The organism is Bradyrhizobium sp. SZCCHNS1050 (genome assembly GCF_032484785.1).
GTDB lineage: Bacteria > Pseudomonadota > Alphaproteobacteria > Rhizobiales > Xanthobacteraceae > Bradyrhizobium.
Genome location: NZ_JAUETR010000001.1, coordinates 3,534,369 through 3,560,983, shown reverse-complemented (window position 1 = coordinate 3,560,983; position 26,615 = coordinate 3,534,369). Strand labels below are relative to the sequence as shown.

The window sequence follows — 26,615 nt, the reverse complement described above, 5'->3', positions numbered from 1 at the left end:
CCAAGAATTTCTTAAGCTAGGAGTTGAAAGAGAGGCGGTCATGCAGCGGCGCCGGTTACGCCGAGCGCGCGGCTGCGCTATGGGGACTCGTCCGGAGTGAAACGAGTCGCCCGCCTTGCGGGCGGATCCAACAACAAGGCCAAGCTCCAAGGCCGAGAAGGAGTCCCCACGTGACCACTGCCCTCACCCGCCGCACGCTCTCCAGCCTGCTCGGTCTCGCCCTGGCTGGCGCCGTTGCCGGCAGCGCCCATGCCGACAAGAAATACGACACCGGCGCCAGCGACACCGAGATCAGGATCGGCAACATCGTGCCCTATAGCGGCCCGGCCTCGGCCTACGGCTCGGTCGGCAAGGCGATGTCGGCAGTGTTCAAGAAGGTCAACGACGAGGGCGGCATCAACGGTCGCAAGATCAATTTCATCTCCTACGACGACGCCTATTCGCCGCCAAAGACCGTCGAGCAGGCGCGCAAGCTGGTGGAGAGCGACGAGGTGCTCTTCCTGTTCGGCGTGCTCGGGACTGCGCCCAACACGGCGATCCAGAAATACATGAACGCCAAGAAGGTGCCGCAGCTGTTCGTCGCCACCGGCGCCACCAAGTGGAACGAGCCCAAGACCAATCCATGGACCATGGGCTGGCTGCCGAGCTATCAGTCGGAAGCCCGCATCTATGCCAAATACCTCACCGCACAGAATCCGACCGGCAAGATCGCGGTGCTCTACCAGAACGACGACATGGGCAAGGACTATCTGAAGGGTCTCAAGGATGGCCTTGGCGACACCTCCCGTGTGGTGCTGGAGGAGAGCTATGAGATCGCCGAGCCCACAATCGAGTCGCACATCGTCAAGATGAAGTCGGCCAATCCGGACATCGTCGTGCTGTTCACCACACCGAAATCCGGCGCACAGGCGATCAAGAAGCTCGGCGAGATGAACTGGAAGCCGCTCACCATCATCTCGAACGTCAGCGCCTCGACCGCGGCGGTGATGCGGCCGGCCGGCGTCGAGAACTCGCAAGGGGTGATCTCGGCCGCCTATGCCAAGGATGCCTCCGATCCGCAATGGGCCAACGACCCCGGTCTTGGCGCGTTCAGGGAGCTGCTCGCCAAATATCTGCCGGAAATCAACCCCGTGGATTCGTCGGCGCTGACCGGTTACAACATCGCCACCACAATGGTCGAGGTGCTGAAGCGATGCGGCGACGAACTGACCCGCGCCAATGTCATGAAGCAGGCGGCAGGCCTGAAGCAGTTTGCGCAGGGCGGGCTGTTGCCCGGCATCACGCTGACCACCGGTCCGGACGACTTCCAGCCGATCGAGCAGCTGCAGCTGATGCAGTTCAAGGGCGAGCGCTGGCAGTTGTTCGGCGAGGTCATGAGCGGCGAGCTGAAATAGGCTCTGCACGGCAGACGGGCGGCGCCGCATGACCAGCCGCCGTCCGTTGTTGCGCTCGATCTTCGATGCTGCCGTCGCTGCGGCGCATCCCGACGTGGTGCTGCCGGCATTCCTGCCGGCGGCTCCGAAAGGACGAATCATCTGCCTCGCCGCCGGCAAGGGCGCGGCCGCGATGGCGCTCGCGGCCGAGCGCCATTACCTGGACACGCTCGGGTTCGATCCCGCGAAGCTGACCGGCATCGCAACCACCCGCCACGGCCATGGCGTGCCGACCCGGCGGGTGAAGGTGATCGAGGCCGGACATCCGATGCCGGACGAGGCCGGGCTGAAGGCCGCCGACGAGACGCTGCAATTGGCGGCAACCGCCGAGCCCGGCGACCTGATGCTGGTGCTGCTCTCCGGTGGTGGGTCCGCCAATTGGGTCGCGCCGGTGAACGGTGTCAGCTTCGCGCAGAAGCAGCAGCTGACCCGCGCGCTGCTCCGCTCGGGCGCACCGATCGGTGAAATGAATACGGTCCGCAAGCATCTGTCGCGCATCAAGGGCGGCCGGCTGGCGCGGGCCGGGCAGAAGGCCGAGATCGTGACGCTGGCGATCTCCGACGTGCCGCATGACGATCCCTCGGCGATCGCATCGGGTCCGACGGTGCCCGATCCGACCACGCTGGCCGATGCCCGCGGCATCGTCGCCAAATACAAGCTCGAGGTCGACCCGGCGATCGGCCGGGCGCTCGATGATGCCGCCAATGAGAGCTGCAAGCCCGGCGATGCCGCCTTCGCCCGCGCCTCGTTCGAGCTGATCGCGCGCCCCGCCAGCTCGCTGGAGGCGGCCGTGGCCAGCGTCAAGACCGCGGGCTACGACGTGCTCGATCTCGGCGCCGATCTCGAGGGTGAGGCCCGCGAGGTCGCGGCCGATCACGCCAAGCTGGCACGCGAGGCCCGCGCGCTCGGCCGCCGCATGGCGATCATTTCCGGCGGCGAGCTCACCGTGACGGTGCGCGGCCAGGGCCGCGGCGGCCCGAACCAGGAATATGCCCTGGCGCTCGCCGACCTCCTCAAGGACATGGAGGGCGTCGCGGCGCTCGCCGGCGACACCGACGGCGCCGATGGCGGCGGCGGCAGCGCCTCCGATCCGGCCGGTGCGCTCGTCGATGCCGAGGTCATCGCCGCGATGCGGGCGCAGGGGCTGGATCCGCAGGCCTATCTCGCCAACAACGACGCCACCGCGTTCTTCGCCGCGACCGGCGGCCTGCTGCAGACCGGACCGACCCTCACCAACGTGAACGACGTCAGGGTCATCCTGGTCGATTGAGGGGCGCGACTGCGTCCTTCAGAACTCCTCCGCGATCTTGGTGAGCATCGCCAGCAGCGCGTCGCGACCATCCGGGCCCAGCAGCTCGTTGAGCCGCGCCTCATGCTTCGACACCACCAGCTTCTTGGCGCGGGCCAGCACGGCGCGGCCCTTCTCGGTCAGCATCAGGATGTGCGAGCGCCGGTCGTTGGCCGAACGCACCCGCGCACACAGGTCGCGGCTCTCGAGGCTGTCCAGCAAGGACACGAAGTTCGGCCGCAGGATGCCCAGGGTGTTGGCGATCTCGGTCTGGTTACGGCCCGGATTGGCGTCGAGCAGCAGCAGCACCGAGAACTGGGCCGGCGTCAGTTGCAGCGGCGCGACGCAGCGCAGGAAGTCCTCGAACACCTTCAACTGCGCCCGTTTCAGCACATAGCCAAGCAGATCCGACAGCTCGCCGAGCTGGACCGCTTGCGTCTCGTCGGCCGCTACGGCAGCTTCCTTGCGGCTTTCCCTCTTGCTGACGGGCTTGGCGCTATCGGCCATCACGGTCCGCCAAATTCATCGCATTTGCTTCCATCCCTGGTCTCGAATGCCGCAGCCGGAACAGCGGCCTTGAGATTATAATCGATAATTGTTATCCACTATATCAAACACGGGCAGCCCAATTCAACTGCCCAAGACCGGCGGACGGCGCAGGGCGCCGGCCGCGCCCGGTCACCACAGAGGGGGAGCGTCCTGTCTTGAACACAACGATCTTGCTGTTCCTGTTGCAGGACGGCATTACCAATGGCGCGATCTACGCGCTGCTCGGGCTGGCGCTCGTGCTGGTGTTTGCCGTCACCCGGGTGATCCTGATCCCGCAGGGCGAATTCGTCACCTACGGCGCCCTCACCTATGCCTCGCTCGCTGCCGGCCAAATGCCCGGCACCGCGAAGCTCGCCGTCGTGATCGGGCTCGCGGCCTTCGCCTTCGACCTCTACGCCATGCGCAAGACGCTGCACGCGCCGAAGATCGCGCGCACCTTCGGCCTCAACGTCGCCCTCCCTGTCGTCATTCTGCTCGCCAGCATGTGGGCGGCGAACCAGCGCATGCCCGCCGGCGTCAGCCTGGTGCTGTCGCTGCTGATCGTGGCCAGCATCGGCCTGTCGCTCTACCGCATCGTGTTCCAGCCGCTCGCGCACACCTCGGTGCTGGTGCTGCTGATCGCCTCGGTCGGCGTTCACCTCGCACTGCAGGGCCTCGGCCTGCTGTTCTTCGGCGCCGAGGGCCAGCGTGGCCCGACCCTGCTCAATGCCACGGCGACGCTCGGCTCGCTGCGCTTCACCGGGCAGGGCATGGCGGTCTACGGCATCACCATCGCCTTCATCGTCGGCCTCTGGCTGTTCTTCGGCCTGACGCTCTACGGCAAGGCGCTGCGCGCCACCGCCGTCAACCGGCTCGGCGCCCGCCTCGTCGGCATCCGCACCACGCTGTCGGGCCAGATCGCGTTCCTGCTGGCCTCCACCATCGGCGCGCTCTCGGGTATCCTGATCGTCCCGATCACGACGCTCTATTACGACACCGGCTTCCTGATCGGCCTCAAAGGCTTCATCGCCGCGATCATCGGCGGCCTGATCAGCTATCCGCTGACTGCGGTCGCCGCGCTCGTCGTCGGCATCGTCGAGGCGTTCTCCTCGTTCTATGCCTCCAACTTCAAGGAGGTGATCGTCTTCACGCTGCTGATCCCGGTTCTGCTGCTGCGTTCGCTCGCCGCGCCCGCGGTCGAAGAAGAGAAGGATTGAGCCGTGCGCGAGCGTTGGCCTCTCATCGTCTTTGCCGTCATCGTCGCGGCGATCCCGTTCGTCCCGGGCATGCCGCCGTTCTGGATCGTGCTGCTCGACAATATCGGCCTGTCGGCGCTGGTCGCGATGGGGCTGGTGCTGCTGACCGGCGTCGGCGGTCTGACCTCGTTCGGCCAGGCCGCCTTTGTCGGCTTCGGCGCCTACACGACTGCGGTGCTGTCGGCCAATTACGGCGTATCGCCGTGGCTGACCCTGCCGCTGTCGCTGCTGGTGTCCGGCCTCGCCGCCGTTCTGCTCGGCCTCGTCACGGTCAGGCTGTCCGGCCACTATCTGCCGCTCGGCACGCTCGCCTGGGGCCTCGGCCTGTTCTATCTGTTCAGCAAGCTCGCCTTCCTCGGCCGCAACGACGGCATCTCCGGCATCCCGCCGCTGTCGATCGGCAGCCTCAAGATGCTCGATCCCGGCACGATCTATTTCGCGATCTGGGCCGCCGTTCTGATCTCCGCACTGTTGACGATGAACCTGCTGGACTCCCGCACCGGCCGCGCCATTCGCGCGCTGCGCCGCGGCCACATCGCGGCGGAAGCGTTCGGCGTCTATGCACCTCGCGCCAAGCTGCTGGTGTTCATCTATGCCGCCGTGCTCGCCGGCCTCTCGGGCTGGCTCTATGCGCACTTCACCCGCGCCGTGAACCCGACGCCGTTCGGCGCCCAGGCCGGCATCGAATATCTGTTCGTCGCCGTCGTCGGCGGCGCCGGCTATGTCTGGGGCGGCGTGCTCGGCGCGGCGATCGTCGTCGTGCTGAAAGAGGTGCTGCAGAGCTACCTCCCGCTGCTGCTGCATGGCGAGGGCCAGCTCGAGACCATCGTGTTCGGCATTCTCCTCGTCACGCTTCTCCAGCTCGCCCCGACCGGCCTGTGGCCGTGGCTGACGGCGCGGCTGCCGTTCAAGCCGGTTGCCAAGCAGCCGGACACGTCGGTCAAACTGCCCGCGCGGGAGCGATCTGCGACGACTCCAAACGTGCTGCTCCAGGTCGACAACGCGCGTAAGCAGTTCGGCGGCGTGGTCGCGGTCAACAACGTCTCGTTCGATGTCCAGTCCCGCGAGATCGTCGCGCTGATCGGCCCGAACGGCGCCGGCAAGAGCACGACCTTCAACCTGATCACCGGCGTGCTGCCGCCGACCTCCGGCAACATCTCGGTGCTCGGCAAGGCCGTCGGCAACGCCCCGCCGCAGGACGTCGTCAAGCTCGGCATTTCCCGTACCTTCCAGCACGTCAAGCTGGTGCCGGACATGACGGTGCTCGAGAACGTCGCGATCGGCGCGCATCTGCGCGGCCATTCCAACGCGCTCACGAGCATGTTCCGGCTCGATCGCGGCGACGAAGCCAAGCTGCTCGCGGAAGCCGCGCGGCAGATCGAGCGCGTCGGGCTCGGCGACCAGATGCACCAGCTTGCCGGCTCGTTGTCTCTCGGCCAGCAGCGCATCGTCGAGATCGCCCGCGCGCTGTGCGTGGATCCGATGCTGCTGCTGCTCGACGAGCCGGCCGCCGGCCTGCGCCACATGGAGAAGCAGCGCCTCGGCGCGCTGCTGCGCGACCTCCGCGCCGGCGGCATGTCGGTGCTGCTGGTCGAACACGACATGGGATTTGTCATGGACCTCGCCGACCGCATCGTGGTGCTCGATTTCGGCACCAAGATCGCCGAGGGCACACCTGCCGCGATCAAGACCAATCCGGAGGTCATCAAGGCGTATCTCGGAGCCACCGCATGAGCACGCTGCTGGAAGTCACCGACGCCCATGTCTCCTACGGCAAGGTCGAGGCGGTTCGCTCGGTCTCGCTCACCGTGGCCGAGAACGAGATCGTCACCATCATCGGCGCCAACGGCGCCGGCAAGACCACGCTGCTCAGTGCCATCATGGGCGTGTTTCCGCTGAAGGGTCGCGTCTCCTTCCTGGGCGAGGACATGGCCCGGCTGGAGATCGAGGACCGCGTCGCGCGCGGTCTCTGTCTGGTGCCGGAGCATCGCGAGCTGTTCGCCACCATGAACGTGGAGGATAATCTGCAGCTCGGCGCTTTCAGAATGTCGAAGGCCCACGCCGCACGCGGCTTCGAGCACGTCTACACGCTGTTTCCGAAGCTCAAGGAGCGGCGCAAGCAGCTCGCCGGCACGCTCTCCGGCGGCGAGCAGCAGATGCTGGCGATGGGGCGCGCGCTGATGGGCGCGCCAAAGATGCTGATGCTGGACGAGCCCAGCCTTGGCCTGGCGCCGATCATCGTCGCCGGCATCTTCGAAATCGTCGCCAAGCTGCGCCAGGAAGGCGTCTCGGTGCTGCTGGTCGAGCAGAACGCCAAGGCCGCGCTCAAGGTCGCCGACCGCGCCTATGTCATGGAACTCGGCGAGTTCGTGCTCAACGGCAAGGCCAGCGAGATCGCCACCGACGAGCGCGTGGCGGCGAGCTATCTCGGCTTTGCCGAGGCGGCCGCGAGCTGAGCCTGATGTCGATAGGGTGAGGCGCTGCTTCAGGAGGGCGCCTCCTTCGACAGCAGGAAATCGACCATCACGCGCTCCAGCGCCCGGTACATGTCGGTGCCGGTCGCCGTCAGGCAGCCGCGCTGGCGCGCAGCGGCGATGAAGGGCGAGACCTCGGGCCGGGTGATGACACAGCCGCAATAGGCCGACGGGCTGACGGTCGTCATGTCGACCGGCAGAGGATCGCCGGGCTGCATGCCTGCCGGCGTGGCGTTGGCAACCATGTCGAAGCCTGTTGCGTTCATCGAGCCGACAACGGCGCGGCCTTTGCCCCGCTCGTTGAGGCGCGCGATCAGCACATCGCGGCGTCCGGCATCGTTGTCGTGAATGGCAAGCTCGCGCACGCCGGAGTCGATCAGCGCCAAAGCGATTGCCGAGCCCGCACCGCCCGCGCCAATCTGTAGCGCGCGGCAGCCTGCAGGATCGAAGCTCGCCCCCTTCGCAGCGCCGATGAAGCCAAGGCCGTCGACCATGTCGCCATGCCAAAGGCCGTCAGGACCACGTCGCATCAGATTCACGGCGCCGATGAAATGCGCGCGCTCGGTGGCCGTCGCACAGGCGCGGTAGCAGGCGAATTTGTGCGGGATGGTCGCGACGATGCCGTCGAGATTCTTCACCCGTGTCATCGTCGCCAGGAAGTCAGTCAGGTCACCCGGCGTGACTTGGACCGCAACCAGGATCGCATCGCTGCCGCGCTCCGAGAACGCCTGGCTGACGCCGGCCGGCGCGCGCACCTGCGCGACGGGATCGCCGATGATGATGTGGAGCCGCGTGGCTCCGGTGGGGGCGGGAATCATGGTGGGGCTCCCAAAACGACAAAGATCATCGTCCAAATGGCCGAAAGGCCGGCTCACCGAGCCGGCCTTCCTCACTCGAAGATATCGTCCGTCCGGTTACTTCGCCGGGACGTATTTGCCATCCTTCACCGTCAGGATGATGCGGGCGCGGTCGTCGAGGCCGGAGCGGTCCTTTTCGGTGAAGTTGTAGACGCCCTGCGAGGCCGCCAGGTCCTTCTCGGTCAGCAGCGCCTGGCGGATGGCCTCGCGGAACTCCGGCGTGCCGGGCTTGGCGGTCTTCAGCGCCACCGGGATGATGCGCTTGAGGATCTCGAACGCGTCGAACGAATGGCCGGCGAACTGGCTGCGGCTGTTCGGGCCATACTTGCCCTCATACGCCTTGTTCAACTCCATGCCCGGCTTCTTGGTCAGCGCGCTGTCGTCCTGCGTCTCCGGCGACATCACCGGACCTGACGCCATGATCACACCCTCCGCCGCCTTGCCGGCGATGCGGATGAAGTCCATGCTCGCGGCGCCATGGGTCTGATAGATCAGGCCGGTGTAGCCACGCTCGCGCAGCTCGGTCTGCGGCAGCGCCGCGGCGGTGCCGGAGGCGCCGACCAGGATGGCGTCCGGATTGGCGGCGACCAGCTTCAGCACCTGGCCGGTGACCGAGGTGTCGGGACGCGCAAAGCGTTCCTCGTCGGCGATGGTGATGCCCATCGGCACAGCCTGATTCTTCAGATCGTTGAACCAGAGGTCGCCGTAGGAGTCGGAGTAGCCGATATAGCCGACGGTCTTGATGTTGTGCGCCTTCATGTGCTCGTACAGCACCTTGCCCATGATCGGCACCGGCTGCGGCATCACAACCGACCATTTCATCCGCTCCGGCGTGACCGGGAACGGCGCCAGGCCGAAATGCGGAATGCCGGCCTCGTTGGCGACGTTGGACACCGCGATGGTCGGCGGCGTCAGCGCCGAGCCCATGATGATATCAGCCTTCGATTCCGTCACGAAGCGACGGGCGTTGGTCGTGGCCGTGGTCGGATCGCCGCCGTCGTCGAGCACGATCACCTTGAGCGGCACGCCGCCGATCTCCTTCGGCACGAACTCGAGCGCATTGCGCTCGGGGATGCCGAGCGCCGCGCCCGGCCCCGTCGTCGTCGTGGTGATGCCGATGGTGATCTCGCTGGTCTGCGCCAGCGCCGGCGCTGATGCCAGCATCGCGATGACGCCAGCCGCCGCCAGATAGGCCTTCCTCATAAAATCCTCCCTCAATCTTTTCGGTTCAGCTCGTGATCCGCCGATCCTGTTTGCAGTCCCGCCCCCTGTCTGGGGCATCTTCCAACACGACCGGCCGATATGTGTCCAAACGTGATCATAGCATTGAACACGAGAAGATCACTCCTCACCAGTCGACCAAAGCACGACAGCTGAACATCCTTAAGACGGCCGCATGTCGCACCCATTTCCGCGCCTCATTCCCCGAGAAACTTGGCTCGCATCTCCTCCGGGAAAGGCGCCGATTTCAGCTTGTCCGGGTCGGCCGGATCGCGCCCGACCAGCACCCGGGTCTCGAACCCTTCGATGGCCAGCGCCTCGCCCTTGAACACCTTGTGGGTGACGTCGAAGGACGAGCGCTTGACGCTCTCGATCCGGCTCTCGATCGTGATCCAGTCGCCATAGGTCGAGGGGATGTAGAACTTGGCGCGGGTGTCGACCATGGGGATGCCGACCAGGCCGTAGCGACGGACGATGTCCTGCTTGGAGAACCCGGCCGCCTCGAACATGACCGAGGTCGCATCGTCGAACATCGCGAAATAGCGCGGGTAGTAGACGATGTTGGCGGGATCGCAGTCGCCCCACTGGATCTGCACGTCGCGGCGGTGAACGAACATGTCTTGAAAGCCTCACACCATCGCCGACAGCGATCTGGAGAGTGGGCAACGGCGCGCAGCGCCTTGCCCACCATTTTCAGCGGCGGTGGGCACGCTACGCTTTGCCCACCCTCCGTTTCTCTACGTCGTCATTCCGGGGCGCGCGGAGCGCGAGCCCGGAATCCATCTCTCGGCAGTGCTAGACGCCGAATGGATTCCGGGCCCGACGCTGGCGCGTCGTCCCGGAATGACAACCACGTGGACGTCGGCGCGCGGCACTTACTTCGGCGCCATGCGCAGCGAGCCGTCGAGGCGGACGACTTCGCCGTTGAGGTAGGCGTTCTCGACCATGTGCAGCGCCAGCGCGGCGAACTCATCGGCATGACCCAGACGGCGGGGGAACGGGATCGCGGCGGCGAGCGAGTCCTGGGCCTCCTGCGGCAGGTTGGCGAGCAGCGGCGTCAGGAACAGGCCCGGCGCAATGGTCAGCACGCGGATGCCGAACTGCGCGAGCTCGCGCGCGATCGGCAGGGTCATGCCGACGATGCCGCCCTTGGAGGCGGAATAGGCCGACTGTCCGATCTGGCCGTCATAGGCGGCGACCGACGCGGTGTTGATGACGACCCCGCGCTCACCGGTCGCCTGCGGCTCCAGCTTGGTCATGCCGTTGGTGACCAGACGCAGCATGTTGAACGAGCCGATCAGGTTGACCTTGATGACCTTCTCGAAATCGGCCAGCGGCATCGGGCCGTCGCGGCCGACGACGCGCTTGGCGACGCCGATGCCGGCGCAGTTCACCAGCACGCGCGGCTGCTGGCCGAGCGCCTCGACGGCCTTGGCAACGGCCGCTTCCGCGCCGGCGGCGTCCGAGACGTCGCAGACCACCGGCACGCCCTTGATCTCGGCCGCGACCTCCTCCGCCAGCTTGGCGTTGAGATCGAACACCGCGACCTTGGCGCCCTGCGCAGCGAGCTTGCGGGCGGTGGCGGCCCCGAGGCCGGAAGCGCCGCCGGTGACGATGGCGGCCTGGTCCTTCAACAACATTGTCGTTTCTCCCTTGGATGCGTCGATCAGCCGGCGATGATGATGTCGTCGTCCGGCGTCGCGGCGTAGATGCGTTCGATCAGGTCCTTGCGGTTCTCCAGCACGGCGCGCTGGTTGATCGATCCCTTGTCGGTGACCTCGCCCTTGTCGATCGACAGCGGCACGCCGAGCAGGACGGCGCGCGTGATGCGCGTCGACGAGCCGGTCGCGGTCTGCAGGAATTTTGCGAAGCGCTGACGGAAGGCCTCGATGATCAGCGGATCGGCCGCCGTGGCGGCGAGGTCGTCGAACGGCAAGGTCGCGTTGATCAGGCGGCAACCATCGAGATCGAGCACGACGATGGCGGCGATCTCGTCGCGGTTGATGCCGGCGATGATCACGTCGCGCGCCAGCGGCGCGCACGCAGCCACGAAGCGGGCCCGCAACGGGCCGACGGAAACCCAGGTGCCGCTCGCCAGCTTGAAGTCCTCGGCAACACGGCCGTCAAAATCGAAGCCGGCATTGAAGTCGTCGGGATCGACGGGCTTCAGCGCGTCGCCCATCTTGTAGTAGCCTTCGTCATCAAAGGCCGCGGCCGAGACCTCCGGCAGGCGCCAATAGCCCGGGGTCACGTTCGGCCCCTTGGCGCGCACTTCCATCTTGCCGTTGTTGGGAACGAGCTTGGCCTCGTTGCCGGAGACGGGCAGGCCGACATGGCCGGAGCGGCTGGTGCGCGGATTGACCGACATGAAGAACGGTGCGGTCTCGGTGGAGCCGAGGCCCGTCAGCATCGGCACGCGAGTGCCCGTCTCGGCCACCGAGAGCTCGTCGAGCTCGTTCCAGACATGCGGCGCCAGTGCGGCGCCGGAGAAGAACATCGCGTGCAGCCGCTGGAAGAAGGACTTCCGCAGCGCCGGGTCCTCGCGGAAATAGGGCAGCAGCGACTCGTAGCCCTTCGGGACGTTGAAATAGACCGTGGGCGAAATCTCGCGCAGGTTTCGCACGGTCTCCTCGATGCCACCCGGCACCGGCTTGCCCTGGTCGAGATACATCGAGCCGCCGTTGAACAGCGTCAGGCCGATGTTGTGGTTGCCGCCGAATGTGTGATTCCAGGGCAACCAGTCGATGATCACGGGCGGCTCGTCCTTGAGGAAGGCGAGCGTCTCGCGGATCATCACCTGGTTGGCGCAGATCATGCGCTGGGTGTTGATGACGGCCTTCGGATTGCCGGTCGAGCCCGAGGTCAGCAGGAATTTCGCGATCGTGTCCGGGCCGATCTTGTCATGGGCGGCGTCGAGGCCAGGAAACAGCGGCGATGCGATCAGATCGGCGAGCATCGTGATCTTGCGGCCCGGCACGGAGCCGAACGACGCCACGATCTCGGTGCCTTCGGGTACGTTGGCGATGAGCGCGTCGGCGAACTTGTCAGCGTCGTCGACGAAGACGAGGCCCGGCGTCAGCAGCTTCATCAGGTAGGCGAGCTTGCCGTAGTCGCGCGACACCAGCGAATAGGCCGGCGACACCGGACAGAACGGCACGCCGGCATAGAGCGCGCCGAACGCGACCAGCGCATGGTCGATCGAATTGCCCGACAGGATCATGACCGGCCGGTCCGGCGACAGCCCGCGCGCGAGCAGCCCCGACGCGATGTGCCGGCTCGCCGCCAGCAGCGTGGCATAGCTCAGCTCGCGCCAGCCCTCCGGGCCAACGCGCTCGGCCATGAACACGCGCTCAGGCGTGGCTTTGGCGAAGTGATGCAGCCGGTCGGTGATCCGCGGCGGATAGTCGCCGAGCGGCTGCTTCGGACGGAGATAGATGGTGCCGTCGTCTCGGCGGTCGACCGTGACGGCCGGGTCATTGAACGAGATCGCGCGCAACGGATGAACACTGGCGCTGCGCGCCGTGTCGTCCGTTCCTCCCTGTGTGCTTGTTATTGTTTGTGCGGTCATGTCACGTCGGCTTCACTTTGGCGGTCTTGTGATCGAGGAAGGCGCGGATGCGATTCTTGGCCTCCTTGTCGCTCTGCGCGACGGTGGCCATCAGCGATTCCATCAGCAGGCCGGTCTGCGGATTGGCCTCGGCGATCATCGGCAGCGCCTGCAGCACCGCGAAATTCGTCAGCGGCGCGTTGTTCGCGATCTTCGCCGCCAGCTCCATCGCCTTGGTCATCGAGGCGCCGGCCTCGACCAGATATTGCGCGAATCCGTAGGACGAGCCTTCGGTCGCCGAATAGACCCGGCCGGTCAGCATCATGTCCATCATGCGGGCGACGCCGATCAGGCGCGGCAGCCGCACCGAGCCGCCGCCACCGACGAAGATGCCGCGCTGGCCCTCGGGCAGCGCGAAGTAAGCCGACGGCTCGGCAACACGGATATGCGCGGCGCAGGCGAGCTCGAGACCGCCGCCGATGACGGCCCCCTTCAATGCGGCGATCACCGGCACGCGGCAATACTGGATGCGGTCGAACACGCGATGCCACATCTGCGAGTGCACCAGGCCTTCGGTGGCGTCACGTTCGCGCAGCTCGGAGAGATCGAGGCCGGAGGAGAAATTGTCGCCAATCCCGTGGATCACGATGCAGCGGACGTCGTCAGGCAGGCTGGTGAAGCACTCGCCGATGGCGAGGATGATGCCGTCATTCAGCGCGTTGCGCTTGGCCGGGCGGTTGAGCCCGATCGTCAGGACGGCGCCCTGCTGTTCGATCTGCAGCAGAGACGAATCCCCCGCAGGCGTGGCGGTGTCGGCGTTTCCCATGGGCTCTATTGTGTCCTGTTCAGAATAGTTATGTTTTATAACGATCTTCGCGGGAGTCAACAAGCGGCGCCCGACATCATGTTGTGCAATGCAAAAGAACAAGCCGCCGAGGGGCTCGGTCGCGCAGCATCGTAAGGCCCGCCTGCGCGCAAAGGCAAATGACATGATCCGGCATTCCCGCGGCGAAATCACGCCCGGGGCTTGCTGATATTCTTCACCCTCCGGTGCGGAGGGCGCAGGGAAGGCCAGGCGCCGGCTGACGCCTGCGGCCCGCCTGCGAGAAAAATGCAGGCGGCAGGTACCACAGGTGCAGCCGAGAACGCCCGGCCTTCCCTGCGCGATGGTCTTCACGCTTATACGCAGTCTCCCTGGTGCACCGGCTTGTTGGCCACCATGATCCGCGCGGCGCGTTGGCGCCATCGCGAACGTAACACCGGCAACGGGGTGTCAGGACGCTGCGACTTCACGTCCGCGTCACATCGTTCGTCCGCGCGCCCGAAGACACGCTGCGACATGATCGCGGGCCACCGCTCCCCGCCCCGCGTGTCGTGACGATCGCGCGCTACGCCCCTCGGCTTGGGACGGGATGGCGCGATACAATCACGATTTCCGAAAACTCGCAAGATATTTATTTTTTTCCGAATATAACATTTCGCCGGAGGCACTGCCCGTTCATCAATCTCGCCTTTCGCCGCCTTGATGATGTCCACCGTCGGAAGCCAACAGGGAGCAAGAAAGCATGGAAGCGAACGGCAGCTCTGAGCCACGACGGAAAGAACCGTCAGTGGATGCTGTGCCTCTTACGTCGGCTTGCCCCCAAAGAGCCCGAAGATGAACCAAAAGATGACTGTCAGTACGGGGACCTGCGCCGCAATCATGGCCCAATAGCGCCAGGGATTTTCATCCCGACGTATGACCGATCCGCCTCGCATCCTGATTTGGCCTCTACCCAAGCTAAAGGCCAGCTGAATGGCGAGCGGAATAGACAGGACAAGTAAAGTCACGAGTGGTGGCGACATCCTTAATTCCTCACAGGTCGCCTGGGTCGTCGAACCCTTCCATATAATTCTCGCTCAATCAACGGCAGCAGTTAGCCCAGGCCGAAGCTCCGGGAGACCAAACACTGGCCTCGGATATCCACGCTGCGGTCAGCTTATCCACCCAGCGCCAGACTGCCGCTGATCACCCGAAGAGAGGCGTTTGGGCTGCCAATCGCAGGACTTCGAGTTCGGCTTCGCGAATGAACCGCCGACAACGGCACGTTCAGCATGGCTTCAAAGCCCGCCCTGTAGAACGTCACCGGCACCACACTTCCCAATGGAGGGGACCATGGTTTCGCTGAAGACATCTCTCGCCGGCGGCATCGCCGCGCTCGCCGTGACCGCAACGCTGTTCGCCGGGTCTGCACCAGCTCAGGCCCATGACGGGCGCAACGCGGCGCTGATCGGTGGCCTGGTTGCCGGGGCTCTCATCGGCGGTGCGCTGGCCTCGGCGTCGGAAGCGCAGGCCTATGAGCCTGCGCCGGTGTATCGTTCGCATTACCGCGACGCGGCGTATGACGGCTACGGCTATGAGGGCTACCGTTACGTGCCGGCTCATCGCTACCGCGATTGCGATCACGGCTACGGCAGGGCTTCGGATTGGGACGACGAGGACTAATCGTCCGTCCCGCGAGAGTTCGAGCGTCCGGATTGCCTAGCTCGACGCCACGGCGTCCGGACGTCGCCGCCGCAAGCTCCGGTATCGTGTGAGGCGAGGGCCGGCACCACAGATTCCGCTGTCGTCCCTGCGAACGCACGGTGGTTGGAGCGACAGCTCTCGCCAAACCGTCATTGCGAGGAGCGCAGCGACGAAGCAATCCAGACTGTCCCTGCGGAGGGATTCTGGATTGCTTCGCTGCGCTCGCAATGACGGAGTGTGTGGTAGGCCGATGGGCCTACAGCACCACGTGCACGTCGATGATGACCCGGTCCGCGTGCCGCGCGGCGGAGCCTATGAAGACGTGCTCCATCAGCCAGCGATACTTCTCGTGGCCGGTCTCGAAGCGCGGGTGGGTGCGGAAGTAGATCAGCCTGGGGTCCACCGGCTCGCCGCGCTTGAGCTTCTGCAGCAAATCGACCGGCCCAAAGCGGATGCCGCGGTTCTCGACGTAGATGGTCGCGCCGTCGTCGGTCTCGAAGGCGTATTTGGCCTCGAGGTCGATCAGCTCGTTGGGGCGGATGATCTGGAAGTCGGCACCGAAGTTGCAGATCCTGCCGCTGATGCCCTCACCGGCGCGACCGGGGCCCTTCACCTCTCCGCCATGGATCGGGATGATCCGGCGCACGCCGATGCCGGTCTCGCCGGCACTGGTGACGTCGCCGATCATCACGGTGAGGGTGAAGACGTAGCGAGTCTCGAGGATCGGAGTCGTCATCAGCGGGCCATCATCTGTTGCGGCAGCCAGGTGGCGAGGAGCGGGAAGGCGATCAGGATCACCAGCCGGATCAGGTCGGTCGCGACGAACGGCAGCACGCCCTTGAAGATGGTCGAGAACGACACGTCCTTCACCACGCTCTTGATCACGAACACGTTCATGCCGACGGGGGGATGGATCAGGCCGAGCTCGACGGTCATCACGATGATGACGCCGAACCAGATCGGATCGAAGCCGAGATGCGAGATCACCGGGAAGATGATCGGCACGGTCAGGATGATCATCGCCATCGCGTCCATCAGGCAGCCGAGGACGAGGTACATCACCATGATCAGCGCCAGCACCCCGTAGGGCCCGAGGCCGAGACCGGTGAGGAACTCCGTCACCTTCTGCGGCGTCTGCGTCACCGTCAGGAAGTAGCCGAAGATCAAGGCGCCGATCAGCACCGTGAACACGGCCGCGGCGGTGCGCGTGGCCTGCAGCAGCGAGGCCAGGATCTTGTCCTTGTCGAGCCGGCCGGTGAATACGCCGATCAGGAACGCACCGGTGGCGCCGACACCGCCGGCTTCCGTCGGCGTGAAGCGCGGCAGGAACGGAAGACCATAGAGACCGCCGATCACGAACAGGAACAGCAGCACCGGCGCCCAGATGCCCTTCAGGCCGGCGATGCGCTCGCGCCACGGCGGCGCCTCGCCCCTGGGCAGGAAATCCGGCCTGACACGGCCGATCACCGTGATGGTGATCATGTACATGGTCATCGCCAAGAGGCCGGGGATGATGCCGGCGATGAACAGCTTGCCGATGTCCTGCTCGGTGATGATGCCGTAGACGGCGAGCACGGTCGACGGCGGCAGCATCGCGCCCAAGGTGCCGCCGGCGGCGATGACGCCGGTGGCGAAGGACTGCGGATAGCCGAAGCGGCGCATCTCCGGATAGGCCACGGCCGAGAAGGTCGCGGCGGTCGCCACCGACGAGCCGCAGATCGCGGCGAAGCCGCCGCAGGCCGCCACCGTGGCGATGCCGAGCCCGCCGCGCAGATGGCCGACGAAGCCGTTGGCGGCGCGGAACAGCTCGCGGCTCATGCCCGAGTTGGACACGAACGTTCCCATCAGCAGGAACATCGGGATCACGCCGAACGTGTAGTCCGTGACCGTGCGCATCGAGGTCTGGCCAACCAGCTTCAGCGCCGCCGTACCGTTGACGAGATAGGCGAAGCCGGACACGCCGACGAGTCCCATCGCCATGCCCACCGGCACGCGCAGCAGCATCAGCGCAAACAGCGCAACGAAGCCGATGACGGCAACCGCATCCGTGCTCATGCGGCACTACTCCGTGGGCTTGACTTGAGGGTCATGAATCTCCTCGGGGTGGAAGATCAGGCGATAGGTCCGGATGGCGATCAGGAGCACCGCCGAAACGTCGCCGATCCAGGCGACGGCGAAGAACGGCCAGGTCGGCATGTGCAGATCGAAGGTGAGGACGTTGTCCTCATAGGTGCCGCGCACCTTGTCGAACAGGGTCCAGGTCTGCACCGTGACGACGAACAGCAGTACCAGCGTTGCGAAGATGTCGATCCAGCGCTGATAGCGCGGGCCAACATTGCCCCAGATGAGATCCACGGTGATGTGGGTGCCGCGGTATGACGTCGCAGCGATGCCCCAGAAGATCAGGATGCCGAGCAGCATGCGCCCGATGTCGAAGGAATCGGGGATCGAATAGTTCAGCGTGTTGCGGAGCAGCACCGACAGGAAGATGTCGAGCGCGACGATGCCGACGAAGAACGCGGCGATCCACTCGATCCCGTCGATGATCCGGTCCATGAAGGCGCGCTGCATGGCGTCCCCGTGTCAGAAAGCTTGGTGGTTATGGTGGATGCGAAGCGAGCTGCTGCGTAGCGGGCGGTTCTTAGCCTCTCCCCGCTCCCGGGGAGAGGCCGGATTGCATCGTAGATGCAATCCGGGTGAGGGGCTCTCCGCACGGTCGGTGCGTGCGGCTGCCCCTCACCCCAACCCTCTCCCCGTAAGGAACGGGGAGAGGGAGCGCACCGTCCGCCGCGCAAGAGCTTGGGTATGAAAAGAAGCTACTGTGCCAGCGCCTTGTACTTGGCGAGCGAGGCCTTCAGCTCGGTCATGGCGGCCTCGGCATCGACGCCGGTCTTCTTGACGCCATCGGCCCAGGTCTTGAACAGCGGCTCGGAGGCCTTTTTCCACAACGCGGTCTGCTCCGGCGTCAGCTTGTAGACCTCCTGGCCGGACTCGGCCTTGATCTTGTCGACGCCGGCGTCCTCGAACTTGCCCCAGGGCTCGCCGACCTTGCCGGCGGCCTCCGTGTTGCAATTGTCGTCGATCGCCTTCTTCTGCATCGCAGACATCTGGTTGTACTTGTCCTTGTTCATGACGAACACGAAGGTCGTCACGTAGAACGGCGCATCCATGTGGTACTTCGTGACCTTGTCGACTCCGAACAGCACCAGCGAGCCCGCCGGAAAGGTGACGCCGTCGGCGACGCCGCGCTCGATGATGTCGCGCACTTCCGGCGCCGACGACTGCACGTTGGTGCCGCCGAGCAGGGTGACGAAATTGGCGATCGTCGCATCGGCAGGACGGATCTTCATGCCCTTGACGTCCTCGGGCACGACGACCTTCTTGGTGCGGGTGTGGAAAGCCGACGGCGTGTGGACGAAGGCGAGGCAGTACTTGACGTCCTTCATCTCCTTCTCGGCATATTTGCGATACCACGCGTCCAAACCTTCCGAGCCGCCCTTGGCGTCGGAAATCAGGAACGGCAGCTCGCCGGCGCCGATGATCGGGAAACGGCCAGGCTGATAGCCGGGATTCACATAAGTGACATCGGCGATACCGTCGCGCGCCATGTCATAATGGTCGAACGCCTTGCCGAGCTGCTGGGCCGGGAACACCTTGCCCTTGACGGTCCCGCCCGAGGCCTTTTCGACCGACGCGGCCCAATCCTCCAGCGCCTTCTGCAGCGGATGGCTCGCCGGCACCCAGTGCGAGATCTTCAATTCGAATGTCTTGTCCTGCGCGAGCGCGGGGGTCACACCGGCGGCCAGAGCCAACGCCAGAAGCGTCTTCCTCATCGGGATCGTCTCCTCCATCAGTGGGCCTTCGAGGGCCCTTTGCTTCATTGTTATAGCATATAAGCATCATTGCAAGCGCGGCAGCAGGTTGGCCACCAGTGCACGCGCCAAGCGGAGCCTAGCGCGCCCGCCAGCGCAAGTCTGGCAGACGAAAGTTGCAGGCCATGGCTATTTCATTAACACGTTAAGGATCTCGCCTGCACCCGAAATTGCACGGCGGGAGCATCGCACCACGAAATTGCCGCAGGGCCGCACCGGACGCCCGGCGACATCGCGCGCGACCCATCCCGTGCATCCGATGCGCAACGTGTCAAACGCCCGCGCAAAAGACGTTTGAAACTTTGTAGGCGGTGCAAAATCCGCGCTGATGTCGTTGACTGCGGACATCGTCAGCAACGATCGAGACACGCATGAGCAGCGTCCCCGCCGGATTCGAACCGCATTTCCGCAAGAGCCCGTTCACCGATCCCTGGGAGCCGCTCTACGCCAAGAAAACCGACAAGGCCGTCATCCTCGGCCTGCGGCTCGCCACGCCGCACACCAATTCGCGCGGGCTGATCCATGGCGGGCTGATCGCATCGCTGGCCGACAATGCGATGGGCTATAGCTGCGCCCAGGCGCTTGGCTGGAAGGCGTCGCTGGTGACGATCAACCTCGCGGTGGACTACATCGGCAGCGCCGGGACCGGACAGTGGCTCAGCGTCGAGAGCGACGTCATCAAGAGCGGACGCACCGTCTGCTTCGTCCAGAGCCTGGTGCTGGCCGACGACGCCGTGATCGCGCGCGCGAACGCGACCTTCCGGGTGGTGCCGAAGAAGGGGTGATCGAAACCGCCGATCTTTCGCATCAAGACCAGTGTCGCACCAAGGTCGGCGCAATCGCATCCACTCGTCATTCCGGGGCAATCGGCAACGCGCATCTGCGCGTTGTCGATTGTCCCGGAATCTCGAGATGATGAAGAACAGAGGCAAGACAACATCGGGATTCCGGGTTCAAGGCCTTCGGCCTTGCCCCGGAATGACGGGGTGTGGCGTCGTAGTCGCTTTCAGTCGAAACGCCAGTCGCAGGTTGCGGTGATCAGGTCGATGAAGGCGCGCACTTTGGCGGAGAGCAGGCGGGAGCTCGGAAACACGATGTGGATCGGGAGCGGCGGAGGCTCGTATTTCGCCAGCACCCGCTTGAGACGGCCGCCGCGCAGCGTGTCCGCCGCCTGATAGGCCATCACCCGCGTCACGCCGCCGCCCGCCTCGGCATACTGGATCGCGGCGTCGGCATTGTTGGTGACGAGCCGCGGGCTGACCGCCATCCGCAGTTCCCTGCCGTCCTTGACGAAGCGCCATTCGTCGGACGGACCGAACTGGATGGTCTGGTGCTTCGTCAGCGCCTCGGGCGTCCGCGGCTCACCATGGACCTTGAAGTAGGCGGGAGCTCCGACCACGATCCGGCGCATGCTGCCGACCTGGCGGGCCACGAGCGACGAATCGCCGAGATGCCCGATACGAACGGCACAGTCGACGCCGTCCTCAACCAGATTGATCTGGCGGTCCTCGAGGCGCAGCTCGGCCGCGACCTCGGCATAGCGGCTCAGATACGCGGCCATGACCGGACCGACATGGAGCCGGCCAAAGCCGACGGGCGCCGAGACCACCAGCCGCCCCACCGGCTGCAGGCGCTCGCTCTCCGCGGCGCGCTCCGCCTCCGCCAGATCGGCCAGGATGCGGCTGGCGCGGTCGAGATAGCGTCGTCCGGAATCGGTCAGCGTCACCGAGCGCGTCGTCCGCTGCAGCAGGCGGACGCCAAGATGCGATTCGAGCGCGGCGACCAAACGGGTGACCGCCGATGGCGACAGCCCGAGCCGGCGCGCCGCCGGTGCGAAGCCGTTCAGCTCGGCGACGGTGACGAAAGCCTGCATGGCATCGATGCGGTCCATGGGATTATTGCAACATCTGCAACGATCCAATGTCAACTGGCCAGATTATTTCCGAAGAGGATTGGGACCATATTGGCTCCACGGCGGCAGTCACTGCCGCAGCGACAAGGAGTCATTGCGATGACCCAGACAACCATCCAGGCACCCGGCGACGTCATGTTCTCACCCGCCGTCAAGGCGATCCAGGCGCGCAAGGGGTCGCGCGAGAGCTACGCGCATGTGGAGCAGAGCCGCGGCTTTCGCCACGAGGTCGACGCCGATCTCGCCGGCCGCCTCGCCGAGGCCACGAGCTTCTATCTCGCGACCGCCTCGGCCGACGGCCAGCCCTATATCCAGCACCGCGGCGGACCGAAGGGCTTTCTCAAGGTGCTCGACAGCCACACGCTGGCCTTCGCCGACTTCAGCGGCAACCGGCAATATATCACGCAGGGCAATCTGTCGGAGAACCCGCACGCCTACATCTTCATCATGGACTACGCGCATCGCCGCCGGGTGAAGATCTGGGGGACGGCGCGGGTGGTGGAGGATGATGCCGCGCTGACGGCCTCGCTGATGCCGAGAGGCTACAAGGCGCGGCCCGAGCACGTCATCCTGTTCACGATCAGCGCGTGGGACACCAACTGCCCGCAGCACATCCCGCAGAAGTTCGACGCGGCCGACGTCGCGGAAGCGCTGGCCGTTCGCGATGCTCGCATCGCGGAGCTCGAGACCGAACTGGCGCGGTTGAAGGGCGAGAGCAAGCCCTCCGCCTAGGTCCTGCGCGCTGCGGGCCGCGCCTTTGGCTTGTTAGTCATTCCGGGTTCAAGGCCTGCGGCCTTGCCCCGGAATGACGGTGAGTGGGACTCGACTGATCAGCTCACGCCGCCTCGGCCGCCCTGCCCCATTCGAACTCCGGAAAATATTGCGCCATCATGCGCTCGGCATAGGCGACCAGATTGCCGAAGCTTTCGGTGCGGCGGCGCAGCTCGGACTCGAAGAACGGCGTGAGGATGCCGGCGACGACGGCGAACGCCGTCGCATCGGTGCCGCAAGGACGATCGCCCATCAGATAGGGCCGGTCGCCGAGCTGCACCGACAGCGCGCGCAGCGAGCGTGCGGCGAGATCGACGTCCTCGTCCGGCGCGTGGCGGCCGAGCCCGGAGATCAGATAGTTCTCGGCGACGCGAAACTGCGCGTCCTCGCGCAGCTTCTCACGCTTGTCGGCCGGCACGCCGTCGAAGAAGTGGGCCGGCCCCTTGGCGAAGTTGACCGGATCGACCCAGCGCGCCCCGACCAGCGCGAAATACAGGTGATGCTCGATCATGCGCTCGAACCCCCAGGCCTGCGCCCGCGCGCGCACGTCGAGTCCATGATCGAAGTCGAAGCCATATTTGCGCTCGACATGGGCGCGGATGAAGGTCGAATCGGCGATCAGCTCGCCGCCGTCGTCGATGAAGGGCAGTTGCCCCTTCGGCGACGCCGGCGGCATCGCCCGCTGCTTCCGAAAAGCGAGGCCCGCCATCTTCAATTGCACCTCCGTCTTGGTGACGAAGGGGCTGATCTCCGGCAGGCCGAAGCCCGCGCCCAAACCGAACAATGTGATCATGACAGCACTCCCGACTTCCTGAGCAGACGCCGGACGCTACGAGCATGCTGCTGCCACCATGGTGTCAGCAGCGGCAGTAGCGTGGTGGCAAGGCCAAGGCCATAAAACATCATCATCGATATCACCCCTTCAATCTCGTTGTTGGCCCGGTATAAGGACAGGCTGCTGCCAGCATCCTGTCAGCATCGGCGGGGGTGCTCGCCCATGCAGGACACACCATGAGACGCGCCGACCGGCTATTCCAGATCATCCAGGTGCTGAGACGCACGCGCCGCCCATTGACGGCGGATGCGATCGCGGCCGAGCTCGAGACCTCGAAGCGCACGATCTATCGCGACATCGCCACCCTGATCGGCCAGCGCGTGCCGATTCGCGGCGAGGCCGGCATGGGCTACATCCTGGAGAAAGGTTTCGATCTGCCACCCCTGATGCTGACGCCGGACGAGATCGAGGCGGCGGTGCTCGGGGCGCAATGGGTCGCGGTCAATGCCGACCCGGTGCTGGCGCGCGCGGCGGAGGACCTGATGGCCAAGATCGCCGACACCGTGCCGGAGCGGCTGCGGCCATTCGTGCTGGAACCGGCGAGCCGCGCGCCGCGGCCGTGGATGCGCGAGCCGGACCGCATCGACATGTCGCGCACGCGCTCGCAGATCCACGAGGGACGCAAGATCAGGCTGCGCTATCGCGACGAGCAGGGCCGCGACAGCGAGCGCGTGATCTGGCCGATCGCGATCGGCTATCATGACGCGGTGCGCATCCTCGCCGCCTGGTGCGAGCTGCGCCGCGACTTCCGCAGCTTCAGGACCGACCGTGTCGTCGAGGCGGATTATCTCGACGATAAATATCCCGAAAGGCGCGAGGCGCTGCGCGCCAAATGGCGGCGCAGCCTGGTGTGGGAGGTTCCCAAGGATGTCTAAACCGATGTCTGGCGAAACTGACAGCAGCCCCTGTCAGAGCTGCGGCGCGTGCTGCGCCTATTCGTCGAACTGGCCGCGCTTCACGATCGAGGAGGATGCCGCGCTCGACCTGATCCCGGCCGAGCTGGTCAACGAGCGGCTGTCGGGCATGCGCTGCGACGGCAACCGCTGCTGTGCGCTCGATGGCGAGATCGCGCGCGCCGTGGCGTGCCGGATCTACGCGATCCGTCCCGAGGTGTGCCGCATTTGCATGCCGGGTGACGCCGAATGCGCGATGGCCCGGCGCAAGTTCGGGCTGCCCGTGCTCGCCTGAGCAAAGGCAAGGAAGACGGGGAGTCAGGCCGTGACCGGCTCGGGGCTGTCGTCGAGATCGTCCTCGAACGGCTTCATCACCGAGAGTGGCTTGGTCGACAGCGAGATCGGCTTGCGGCTCGAGGTCGCGCCGGCCGGACCCGCCCGACCGCCGCGGGACTGCGCATACAGCGCCGATCCGACCCGGCCGCCGAACTGCGACAGGACCTGCTCGCTGCAGGTGGATGCAATCGCAAGCGCCAGCGGGTGAAGATGCGTGCGCCGGTAACAGAACAGCGCCAGCATGGCCCTCACATCGGCGGAGACGCTCTCGACCAGCGCGGGCAGCCCGTTGGCGTCGGCACGGTAGAGCTCACCGAGAAGCTCGTCGCCGACCGGGCACGAATCGCTGTCGAACGCATCGCGGCTTTGAAGCATCGGTTTGATTGCCATGACGCGACGATGCAGCGCGAATCGCTAATGACCGGTTAACCAAACCGAACGGTCGTCCCACCCCCGGCTTGACACGGGACTGCCGCGGTCGGTGCGGCTTCGCCGTGACGCACCGTGGCCGAACGCTCAGCCGTTTGCGGCCATGAAGATCGAGAGGCCGAATCCGGTGAGGTGATGCAGCGCCTGGTCGACGCCGATCAGGGTCCAGAACCAGGGGTGCTCGGTATTCATGCCGAACCGCGACGAGCAGATGCCCTTGATGCGATCGATCGTGATGTGAATGGCGAAGTCGATCACGGCGACGAACCAGAATCTCGGCGCGACGATCAAGATCAGGACCATGGCGACGGCGAGATGGATCAGGCAGTGCACCAACAGCGGCAGCGCCCAGCCCTTCCGCTGGTCCTTGCCATAGGCCATCCAGGCGTTCTGCAGCACGAAGTCGCCAATGATGTGCTTGAAGGTCAGCAGCAGCATCCAGCCGACCAGCGCACCAACCGGAACCTGCGACGACAAAGAGGGAAAAGACAAAGCTGACGCTCTCGCTACGACTAACCCTTGGAACCAACCCTTGGACGCACGGGGAACTGGAGGCGTTCAGCGCAATCTGATGAGAATACCCGGCCAATTCGACGCGTATGCGACGCTTATGACATCTCCGGTAGCGAATTGCACGCGAAAGGGAACTTCAAATCGCACCTTGCTACCCTTCGCGGCAATCCCGCCGGGGGTAAGGTTACCCACGCCGCGGCGCATCCGGCGGCAACCGTCGCCGCGGCGACGTCATTCCGCGGCGTTGGTCTTCGGCACTGAGAGCGCCCTCGCCCGGATCTGCGCGATGGTCCGCTTCAGCGCCCCCTGTCCCGGCTCTGCCAGCGCAACGGCGCGCGCCTCGGCGATGGCGGAGGCGAGATCCGAGATCGGCAGGACGCCATCGAAGGTGGGCTTGGCCAGGCCATCGATGATGGCATGCCAATCAGCGAGACCCTGCCGGTAGCCGTCGCCCTGCCCCTGGATCATGGTCGCCGTCGCGATCACGGCGGGCGCCGCCGCAGGCTGCTTGTCCAGCGCGCGCGCGATCATGTGCAGCCACCGCTCGGCCCAGGCGCGCTCCTCGCCATAGCGCACCGACTGCAGCCGCCAGCGCCGCAGGCCGGCCATCAGCTTGAGGCGGCGAATGGCCAACCGCGATCGGACCGAAAAGCGGACCTTGACCCGGCGCCGACCTAACCAGCCGATCTGCTCGAAGGCTGCCAGCAACGATTCCGCCACGGCTTGCGGCAGCGCACCGATCAGCTCGTCGAGGCGAAACCTCCTGACGTCGTCGCTCTCGCGTCCCCCCGGGCGCTTCCCCATGTCGAGGCTGATCAATCTGAGCTGGGCGATCCGGATCGGATCCTCGTAGGCCATGCGGGCGGCCAGCAGCTGCGCGATCTGAGACAGCATGCCGGCATCGACGTTCGATCTTCGCACGAACCGCTTGATGCGATCGACATAGAGCTGCGCGTAGCTCGCGCCCTGATACTCCATCAGCAGATGGATGCCATCGCTCACCGCCGGCACGGCGGCGTCAGGAAGGCCCTGAGGCAGAAAAGGCGGCTCGCCATCGTCGACGCCGATGACGTCGGCGAACAGATATCGCAGCGAGGACCGGACGCTTTCCACTGGGCTTCAGACTCCCCGGATCACGCCGGCTTGGCGACGGGCGCCGGCGCGGTGGTCTGTTGCGCCAGCCGCCGCTCGAGCGTTTCGATGTTCTGGAACAGCCGGGCGCTGGCGAGGCGCAGGAAGTAGAAGGCAAAGGCGGGGTTCTGGACGTAGAGCTGCTCGACCTGGTCGTAGGAGACCGACAGGATCAGACCGCCCTCGACGCATTCCAGCGTCTGCGTGCGCGTATTGGACGGCGAGATCATGCCGAACTCGCCGACGATCGCACCGACCGGCAGCTCGATACCGGATTCGACCAGGCGGAAGCGGCCGCTGACGATGTAGTACATGCTGTCGGCCTTCTCGTCCTTGTAGAACAGCACCTCGCCTGGACCGCATTTGCGCTCGGTCATGAACGGCTTCAGCCATTCCATGGAGAGGTCGCTGTTGACCGACTGCTTCACGTCGCGGACCAGCTGCAGCATCTGGTGGAGCCGGTAGCTGTTGAGCGGCAGCAGCACCCCGTGCAGGATCAGGACCGGGTAGTTGTGCATCGGCACCGCGGTCGCGATCAGGACGATATTGGTGAGGATGGCGAATACCCGCAGCGGAATCATCGTCCGCATCGACAGCGTGGCGACCACGAAGATCGAGGCGAAGAGGCTGCCGGCGGCGCCCGCATGTTCGACCAGGTGTGAGGTATCCATCGGGATCAACCAGACTCTTGGGACGCAGGAGGGCGGACGCTCGGTTCCGAGCCTCCTTTTGCCTAATTTAGCGTGTCCATGCCGACCTCTGATATACGGCGAACAGACGACGTTTGAACCGGTATTTGAGCCGGTACGGAAA

General features: G+C 65.4%; 27 protein-coding genes. 10 read left to right on the top strand and 17 right to left on the bottom strand.

Going from position 1 to position 26,615, the window contains the following annotated elements; translation table 11 throughout:
• Positions 1-170 precede the first annotated feature (170 nt).
• The gene (locus QX094_RS16065; protein WP_316185860.1) at positions 171-1,394 is read left to right on the top strand and encodes an ABC transporter substrate-binding protein; all 1,224 of its coding nucleotides are present in this window, start codon (positions 171-173) and stop codon (positions 1,392-1,394) included.
• Positions 1,395-1,422: 28 nt separating this feature from the next.
• Positions 1,423-2,703, top strand: a complete 1,281-nt coding sequence (locus tag QX094_RS16060; RefSeq protein ID WP_316185861.1) for a glycerate kinase — start codon at positions 1,423-1,425, stop codon at positions 2,701-2,703.
• Between the two features lie 18 nt (positions 2,704-2,721).
• On the opposite strand, the gene QX094_RS16055 is transcribed toward QX094_RS16060, so the two are convergent.
• Positions 2,722-3,228 carry a MarR family winged helix-turn-helix transcriptional regulator gene (locus QX094_RS16055; RefSeq protein ID WP_315713766.1) on the bottom strand — a complete coding sequence of 169 codons (507 nt, stop codon included), beginning with the start codon at positions 3,226-3,228 and terminating at the stop codon, positions 2,722-2,724.
• 197 nt (positions 3,229-3,425) lie between these two features.
• On the opposite strand from QX094_RS16055, the gene QX094_RS16050 reads away from it, so the two are divergent.
• The 3 genes from QX094_RS16050 to QX094_RS16040 are packed head-to-tail and all read left to right on the top strand — an operon-like array spanning position 3,426 to position 6,961.
• Positions 3,426-4,466, top strand: a complete 1,041-nt coding sequence (locus tag QX094_RS16050; protein WP_316174607.1) for a branched-chain amino acid ABC transporter permease — start codon at positions 3,426-3,428, stop codon at positions 4,464-4,466.
• Positions 4,467-4,469: 3 nt separating this feature from the next.
• Entirely contained in the window at positions 4,470-6,239 is a 1,770-nt protein-coding gene (locus QX094_RS16045; protein ID WP_315713764.1) for a branched-chain amino acid ABC transporter ATP-binding protein/permease, read from the top strand.
• Positions 6,236-6,961 (top strand): ABC transporter ATP-binding protein, encoded by a 726-nt coding sequence (locus QX094_RS16040; protein ID WP_315713763.1) that lies wholly within the window; start codon positions 6,236-6,238, stop codon positions 6,959-6,961. The genes QX094_RS16045 and QX094_RS16040 overlap by 4 nt, the downstream gene beginning before the upstream one ends.
• Positions 6,962-6,990: 29 nt before the next feature.
• Here the strand turns inward: QX094_RS16040 and QX094_RS16035 are convergent, their stop codons facing one another.
• From QX094_RS16035 to QX094_RS16010, 6 genes are all read right to left on the bottom strand, one after another.
• Complete coding sequence (locus tag QX094_RS16035) at positions 6,991-7,797, bottom strand: shikimate dehydrogenase (protein ID WP_316174605.1); 807 nt, start codon at positions 7,795-7,797, stop codon at positions 6,991-6,993.
• Between the two features lie 96 nt (positions 7,798-7,893).
• Positions 7,894-9,039 carry an ABC transporter substrate-binding protein gene (locus QX094_RS16030; RefSeq protein WP_315713761.1) on the bottom strand — a complete coding sequence of 382 codons (1,146 nt, stop codon included), beginning with the start codon at positions 9,037-9,039 and terminating at the stop codon, positions 7,894-7,896.
• Between the two features lie 215 nt (positions 9,040-9,254).
• Positions 9,255-9,674 (bottom strand): thioesterase family protein, encoded by a 420-nt coding sequence (locus QX094_RS16025; RefSeq protein ID WP_316174604.1) that lies wholly within the window; start codon positions 9,672-9,674, stop codon positions 9,255-9,257.
• A gap of 258 nt (positions 9,675-9,932) precedes the next feature.
• Positions 9,933-10,697, bottom strand: coding sequence for an SDR family NAD(P)-dependent oxidoreductase (locus tag QX094_RS16020; protein ID WP_315825944.1), 765 nt, complete (start codon positions 10,695-10,697; stop codon positions 9,933-9,935).
• A 26-nt stretch (positions 10,698-10,723) separates the two neighbouring features.
• Positions 10,724-12,625 (bottom strand): feruloyl-CoA synthase, encoded by a 1,902-nt coding sequence (locus tag QX094_RS16015; protein ID WP_316174603.1) that lies wholly within the window; start codon positions 12,623-12,625, stop codon positions 10,724-10,726.
• A gap of 1 nt (position 12,626) precedes the next feature.
• Entirely contained in the window at positions 12,627-13,430 is an 804-nt protein-coding gene (locus tag QX094_RS16010; RefSeq protein ID WP_315714363.1) for a crotonase/enoyl-CoA hydratase family protein, read from the bottom strand.
• Positions 13,431-14,759: 1,329 nt separating this feature from the next.
• On the opposite strand from QX094_RS16010, the gene QX094_RS16005 reads away from it, so the two are divergent.
• The gene (locus QX094_RS16005) at positions 14,760-15,089 is read left to right on the top strand and encodes a hypothetical protein (RefSeq protein ID WP_316169552.1); all 330 of its coding nucleotides are present in this window, start codon (positions 14,760-14,762) and stop codon (positions 15,087-15,089) included.
• 277 nt (positions 15,090-15,366) lie between these two features.
• Here the strand turns inward: QX094_RS16005 and QX094_RS16000 are convergent, their stop codons facing one another.
• The 4 genes from QX094_RS16000 to QX094_RS15985 form a co-directional block, all read right to left on the bottom strand.
• The gene (locus QX094_RS16000) at positions 15,367-15,846 is read right to left on the bottom strand and encodes a DUF3237 domain-containing protein (protein WP_315825941.1); all 480 of its coding nucleotides are present in this window, start codon (positions 15,844-15,846) and stop codon (positions 15,367-15,369) included.
• Positions 15,846-17,165: a TRAP transporter permease gene (locus QX094_RS15995; RefSeq protein WP_316172687.1), complete on the bottom strand. Its 1,320-nt coding sequence runs from the start codon at positions 17,163-17,165 to the stop codon at positions 15,846-15,848. Before QX094_RS15995 ends, QX094_RS16000 begins: the two co-directional genes overlap by 1 nt.
• 6 nt (positions 17,166-17,171) lie before the next feature.
• Positions 17,172-17,681, bottom strand: a complete 510-nt coding sequence (locus QX094_RS15990; RefSeq protein ID WP_315713754.1) for a TRAP transporter small permease — start codon at positions 17,679-17,681, stop codon at positions 17,172-17,174.
• A gap of 245 nt (positions 17,682-17,926) precedes the next feature.
• Positions 17,927-18,943 carry a TRAP transporter substrate-binding protein gene (locus QX094_RS15985; RefSeq protein WP_316174602.1) on the bottom strand — a complete coding sequence of 339 codons (1,017 nt, stop codon included), beginning with the start codon at positions 18,941-18,943 and terminating at the stop codon, positions 17,927-17,929.
• 410 nt (positions 18,944-19,353) lie between these two features.
• Between QX094_RS15985 and QX094_RS15980 the strand changes: the two genes are divergently transcribed.
• Positions 19,354-19,767 carry a PaaI family thioesterase gene (locus QX094_RS15980; RefSeq protein WP_315713752.1) on the top strand — a complete coding sequence of 138 codons (414 nt, stop codon included), beginning with the start codon at positions 19,354-19,356 and terminating at the stop codon, positions 19,765-19,767.
• 221 nt (positions 19,768-19,988) lie between these two features.
• On the opposite strand, the gene QX094_RS15975 is transcribed toward QX094_RS15980, so the two are convergent.
• Entirely contained in the window at positions 19,989-20,873 is an 885-nt protein-coding gene (locus QX094_RS15975) for a LysR family transcriptional regulator (protein WP_316174600.1), read from the bottom strand.
• A gap of 120 nt (positions 20,874-20,993) precedes the next feature.
• On the opposite strand from QX094_RS15975, the gene QX094_RS15970 reads away from it, so the two are divergent.
• Positions 20,994-21,626 (top strand): pyridoxamine 5'-phosphate oxidase family protein, encoded by a 633-nt coding sequence (locus QX094_RS15970; protein ID WP_316174598.1) that lies wholly within the window; start codon positions 20,994-20,996, stop codon positions 21,624-21,626.
• A 103-nt stretch (positions 21,627-21,729) separates the two neighbouring features.
• On the opposite strand, the gene QX094_RS15965 is transcribed toward QX094_RS15970, so the two are convergent.
• On the bottom strand, positions 21,730-22,458 hold the full coding sequence (locus QX094_RS15965) for a glutathione S-transferase family protein (protein ID WP_316169556.1): 729 nt from the start codon (positions 22,456-22,458) through the stop codon (positions 21,730-21,732).
• A 218-nt stretch (positions 22,459-22,676) separates the two neighbouring features.
• Between QX094_RS15965 and QX094_RS15960 the strand changes: the two genes are divergently transcribed.
• Together QX094_RS15960 and QX094_RS15955 are read left to right on the top strand one after the other, a co-directional pair.
• Positions 22,677-23,375: a YafY family protein gene (locus QX094_RS15960; RefSeq protein WP_315713748.1), complete on the top strand. Its 699-nt coding sequence runs from the start codon at positions 22,677-22,679 to the stop codon at positions 23,373-23,375.
• A gap of 4 nt (positions 23,376-23,379) precedes the next feature.
• Positions 23,380-23,688, top strand: a complete 309-nt coding sequence (locus QX094_RS15955) for a YkgJ family cysteine cluster protein (protein ID WP_410051897.1) — start codon at positions 23,380-23,382, stop codon at positions 23,686-23,688.
• A 23-nt stretch (positions 23,689-23,711) separates the two neighbouring features.
• Here the strand turns inward: QX094_RS15955 and QX094_RS15950 are convergent, their stop codons facing one another.
• The 4 genes from QX094_RS15950 to QX094_RS15935 all read right to left on the bottom strand — a co-directional run bounded on the left by QX094_RS15950 (position 23,712) and on the right by QX094_RS15935 (position 26,473).
• Positions 23,712-24,104 carry a hypothetical protein gene (locus QX094_RS15950; RefSeq protein ID WP_315714362.1) on the bottom strand — a complete coding sequence of 131 codons (393 nt, stop codon included), beginning with the start codon at positions 24,102-24,104 and terminating at the stop codon, positions 23,712-23,714.
• A gap of 141 nt (positions 24,105-24,245) precedes the next feature.
• Positions 24,246-24,596 (bottom strand): DUF3307 domain-containing protein, encoded by a 351-nt coding sequence (locus tag QX094_RS15945; RefSeq protein WP_315714361.1) that lies wholly within the window; start codon positions 24,594-24,596, stop codon positions 24,246-24,248.
• A gap of 306 nt (positions 24,597-24,902) precedes the next feature.
• Positions 24,903-25,784, bottom strand: coding sequence for a DUF6537 domain-containing protein (locus tag QX094_RS15940; protein ID WP_315825939.1), 882 nt, complete (start codon positions 25,782-25,784; stop codon positions 24,903-24,905).
• 20 nt (positions 25,785-25,804) lie between these two features.
• On the bottom strand, positions 25,805-26,473 hold the full coding sequence (locus QX094_RS15935; protein WP_315713745.1) for a cyclic nucleotide-binding domain-containing protein: 669 nt from the start codon (positions 26,471-26,473) through the stop codon (positions 25,805-25,807).
• Positions 26,474-26,615 lie beyond the last annotated feature (142 nt).

What these genes read in the sequence shown, in the direction of transcription:
- QX094_RS16010 (WP_315714363.1), bottom strand. Translation starts at nt 13,430, where the DNA reads ATGGGAAACGCCGACACCGCCACGCCTGCGGGGGATTCGTCTCTGCTG.
- QX094_RS15950 (WP_315714362.1), bottom strand. Translation starts at nt 24,104, where the DNA reads ATGCTTCAAAGCCGCGATGCGTTCGACAGCGATTCGTGCCCGGTCGGC.
- QX094_RS16040 (WP_315713763.1), top strand. Translation starts at nt 6,236, where the DNA reads ATGAGCACGCTGCTGGAAGTCACCGACGCCCATGTCTCCTACGGCAAG.
- QX094_RS15965 (WP_316169556.1), bottom strand. Translation starts at nt 22,458, where the DNA reads ATGATCACATTGTTCGGTTTGGGCGCGGGCTTCGGCCTGCCGGAGATC.
- QX094_RS15990 (WP_315713754.1), bottom strand. Translation starts at nt 17,681, where the DNA reads ATGCAGCGCGCCTTCATGGACCGGATCATCGACGGGATCGAGTGGATC.
- QX094_RS16035 (WP_316174605.1), bottom strand. Translation starts at nt 7,797, where the DNA reads ATGATTCCCGCCCCCACCGGAGCCACGCGGCTCCACATCATCATCGGC.
- QX094_RS15980 (WP_315713752.1), top strand. Translation starts at nt 19,354, where the DNA reads ATGAGCAGCGTCCCCGCCGGATTCGAACCGCATTTCCGCAAGAGCCCG.
- QX094_RS15970 (WP_316174598.1), top strand. Translation starts at nt 20,994, where the DNA reads ATGACCCAGACAACCATCCAGGCACCCGGCGACGTCATGTTCTCACCC.
- QX094_RS15960 (WP_315713748.1), top strand. Translation starts at nt 22,677, where the DNA reads ATGAGACGCGCCGACCGGCTATTCCAGATCATCCAGGTGCTGAGACGC.
- QX094_RS15945 (WP_315714361.1), bottom strand. Translation starts at nt 24,596, where the DNA reads ATGCTGCTGCTGACCTTCAAGCACATCATTGGCGACTTCGTGCTGCAG.
- QX094_RS15955 (WP_410051897.1), top strand. Translation starts at nt 23,380, where the DNA reads ATGTCTGGCGAAACTGACAGCAGCCCCTGTCAGAGCTGCGGCGCGTGC.
- QX094_RS16020 (WP_315825944.1), bottom strand. Translation starts at nt 10,697, where the DNA reads ATGTTGTTGAAGGACCAGGCCGCCATCGTCACCGGCGGCGCTTCCGGC.
- QX094_RS16000 (WP_315825941.1), bottom strand. Translation starts at nt 15,846, where the DNA reads ATGACGACTCCGATCCTCGAGACTCGCTACGTCTTCACCCTCACCGTG.
- QX094_RS16030 (WP_315713761.1), bottom strand. Translation starts at nt 9,039, where the DNA reads ATGAGGAAGGCCTATCTGGCGGCGGCTGGCGTCATCGCGATGCTGGCA.
- QX094_RS16005 (WP_316169552.1), top strand. Translation starts at nt 14,760, where the DNA reads ATGGTTTCGCTGAAGACATCTCTCGCCGGCGGCATCGCCGCGCTCGCC.
- QX094_RS16015 (WP_316174603.1), bottom strand. Translation starts at nt 12,625, where the DNA reads ATGACCGCACAAACAATAACAAGCACACAGGGAGGAACGGACGACACG.
- QX094_RS15935 (WP_315713745.1), bottom strand. Translation starts at nt 26,473, where the DNA reads ATGGATACCTCACACCTGGTCGAACATGCGGGCGCCGCCGGCAGCCTC.
- QX094_RS16025 (WP_316174604.1), bottom strand. Translation starts at nt 9,674, where the DNA reads ATGTTCGTTCACCGCCGCGACGTGCAGATCCAGTGGGGCGACTGCGAT.
- QX094_RS16060 (WP_316185861.1), top strand. Translation starts at nt 1,423, where the DNA reads ATGACCAGCCGCCGTCCGTTGTTGCGCTCGATCTTCGATGCTGCCGTC.
- QX094_RS15995 (WP_316172687.1), bottom strand. Translation starts at nt 17,165, where the DNA reads ATGAGCACGGATGCGGTTGCCGTCATCGGCTTCGTTGCGCTGTTTGCG.
- QX094_RS15975 (WP_316174600.1), bottom strand. Translation starts at nt 20,873, where the DNA reads ATGGACCGCATCGATGCCATGCAGGCTTTCGTCACCGTCGCCGAGCTG.
- QX094_RS15985 (WP_316174602.1), bottom strand. Translation starts at nt 18,943, where the DNA reads ATGAGGAAGACGCTTCTGGCGTTGGCTCTGGCCGCCGGTGTGACCCCC.
- QX094_RS16055 (WP_315713766.1), bottom strand. Translation starts at nt 3,228, where the DNA reads ATGGCCGATAGCGCCAAGCCCGTCAGCAAGAGGGAAAGCCGCAAGGAA.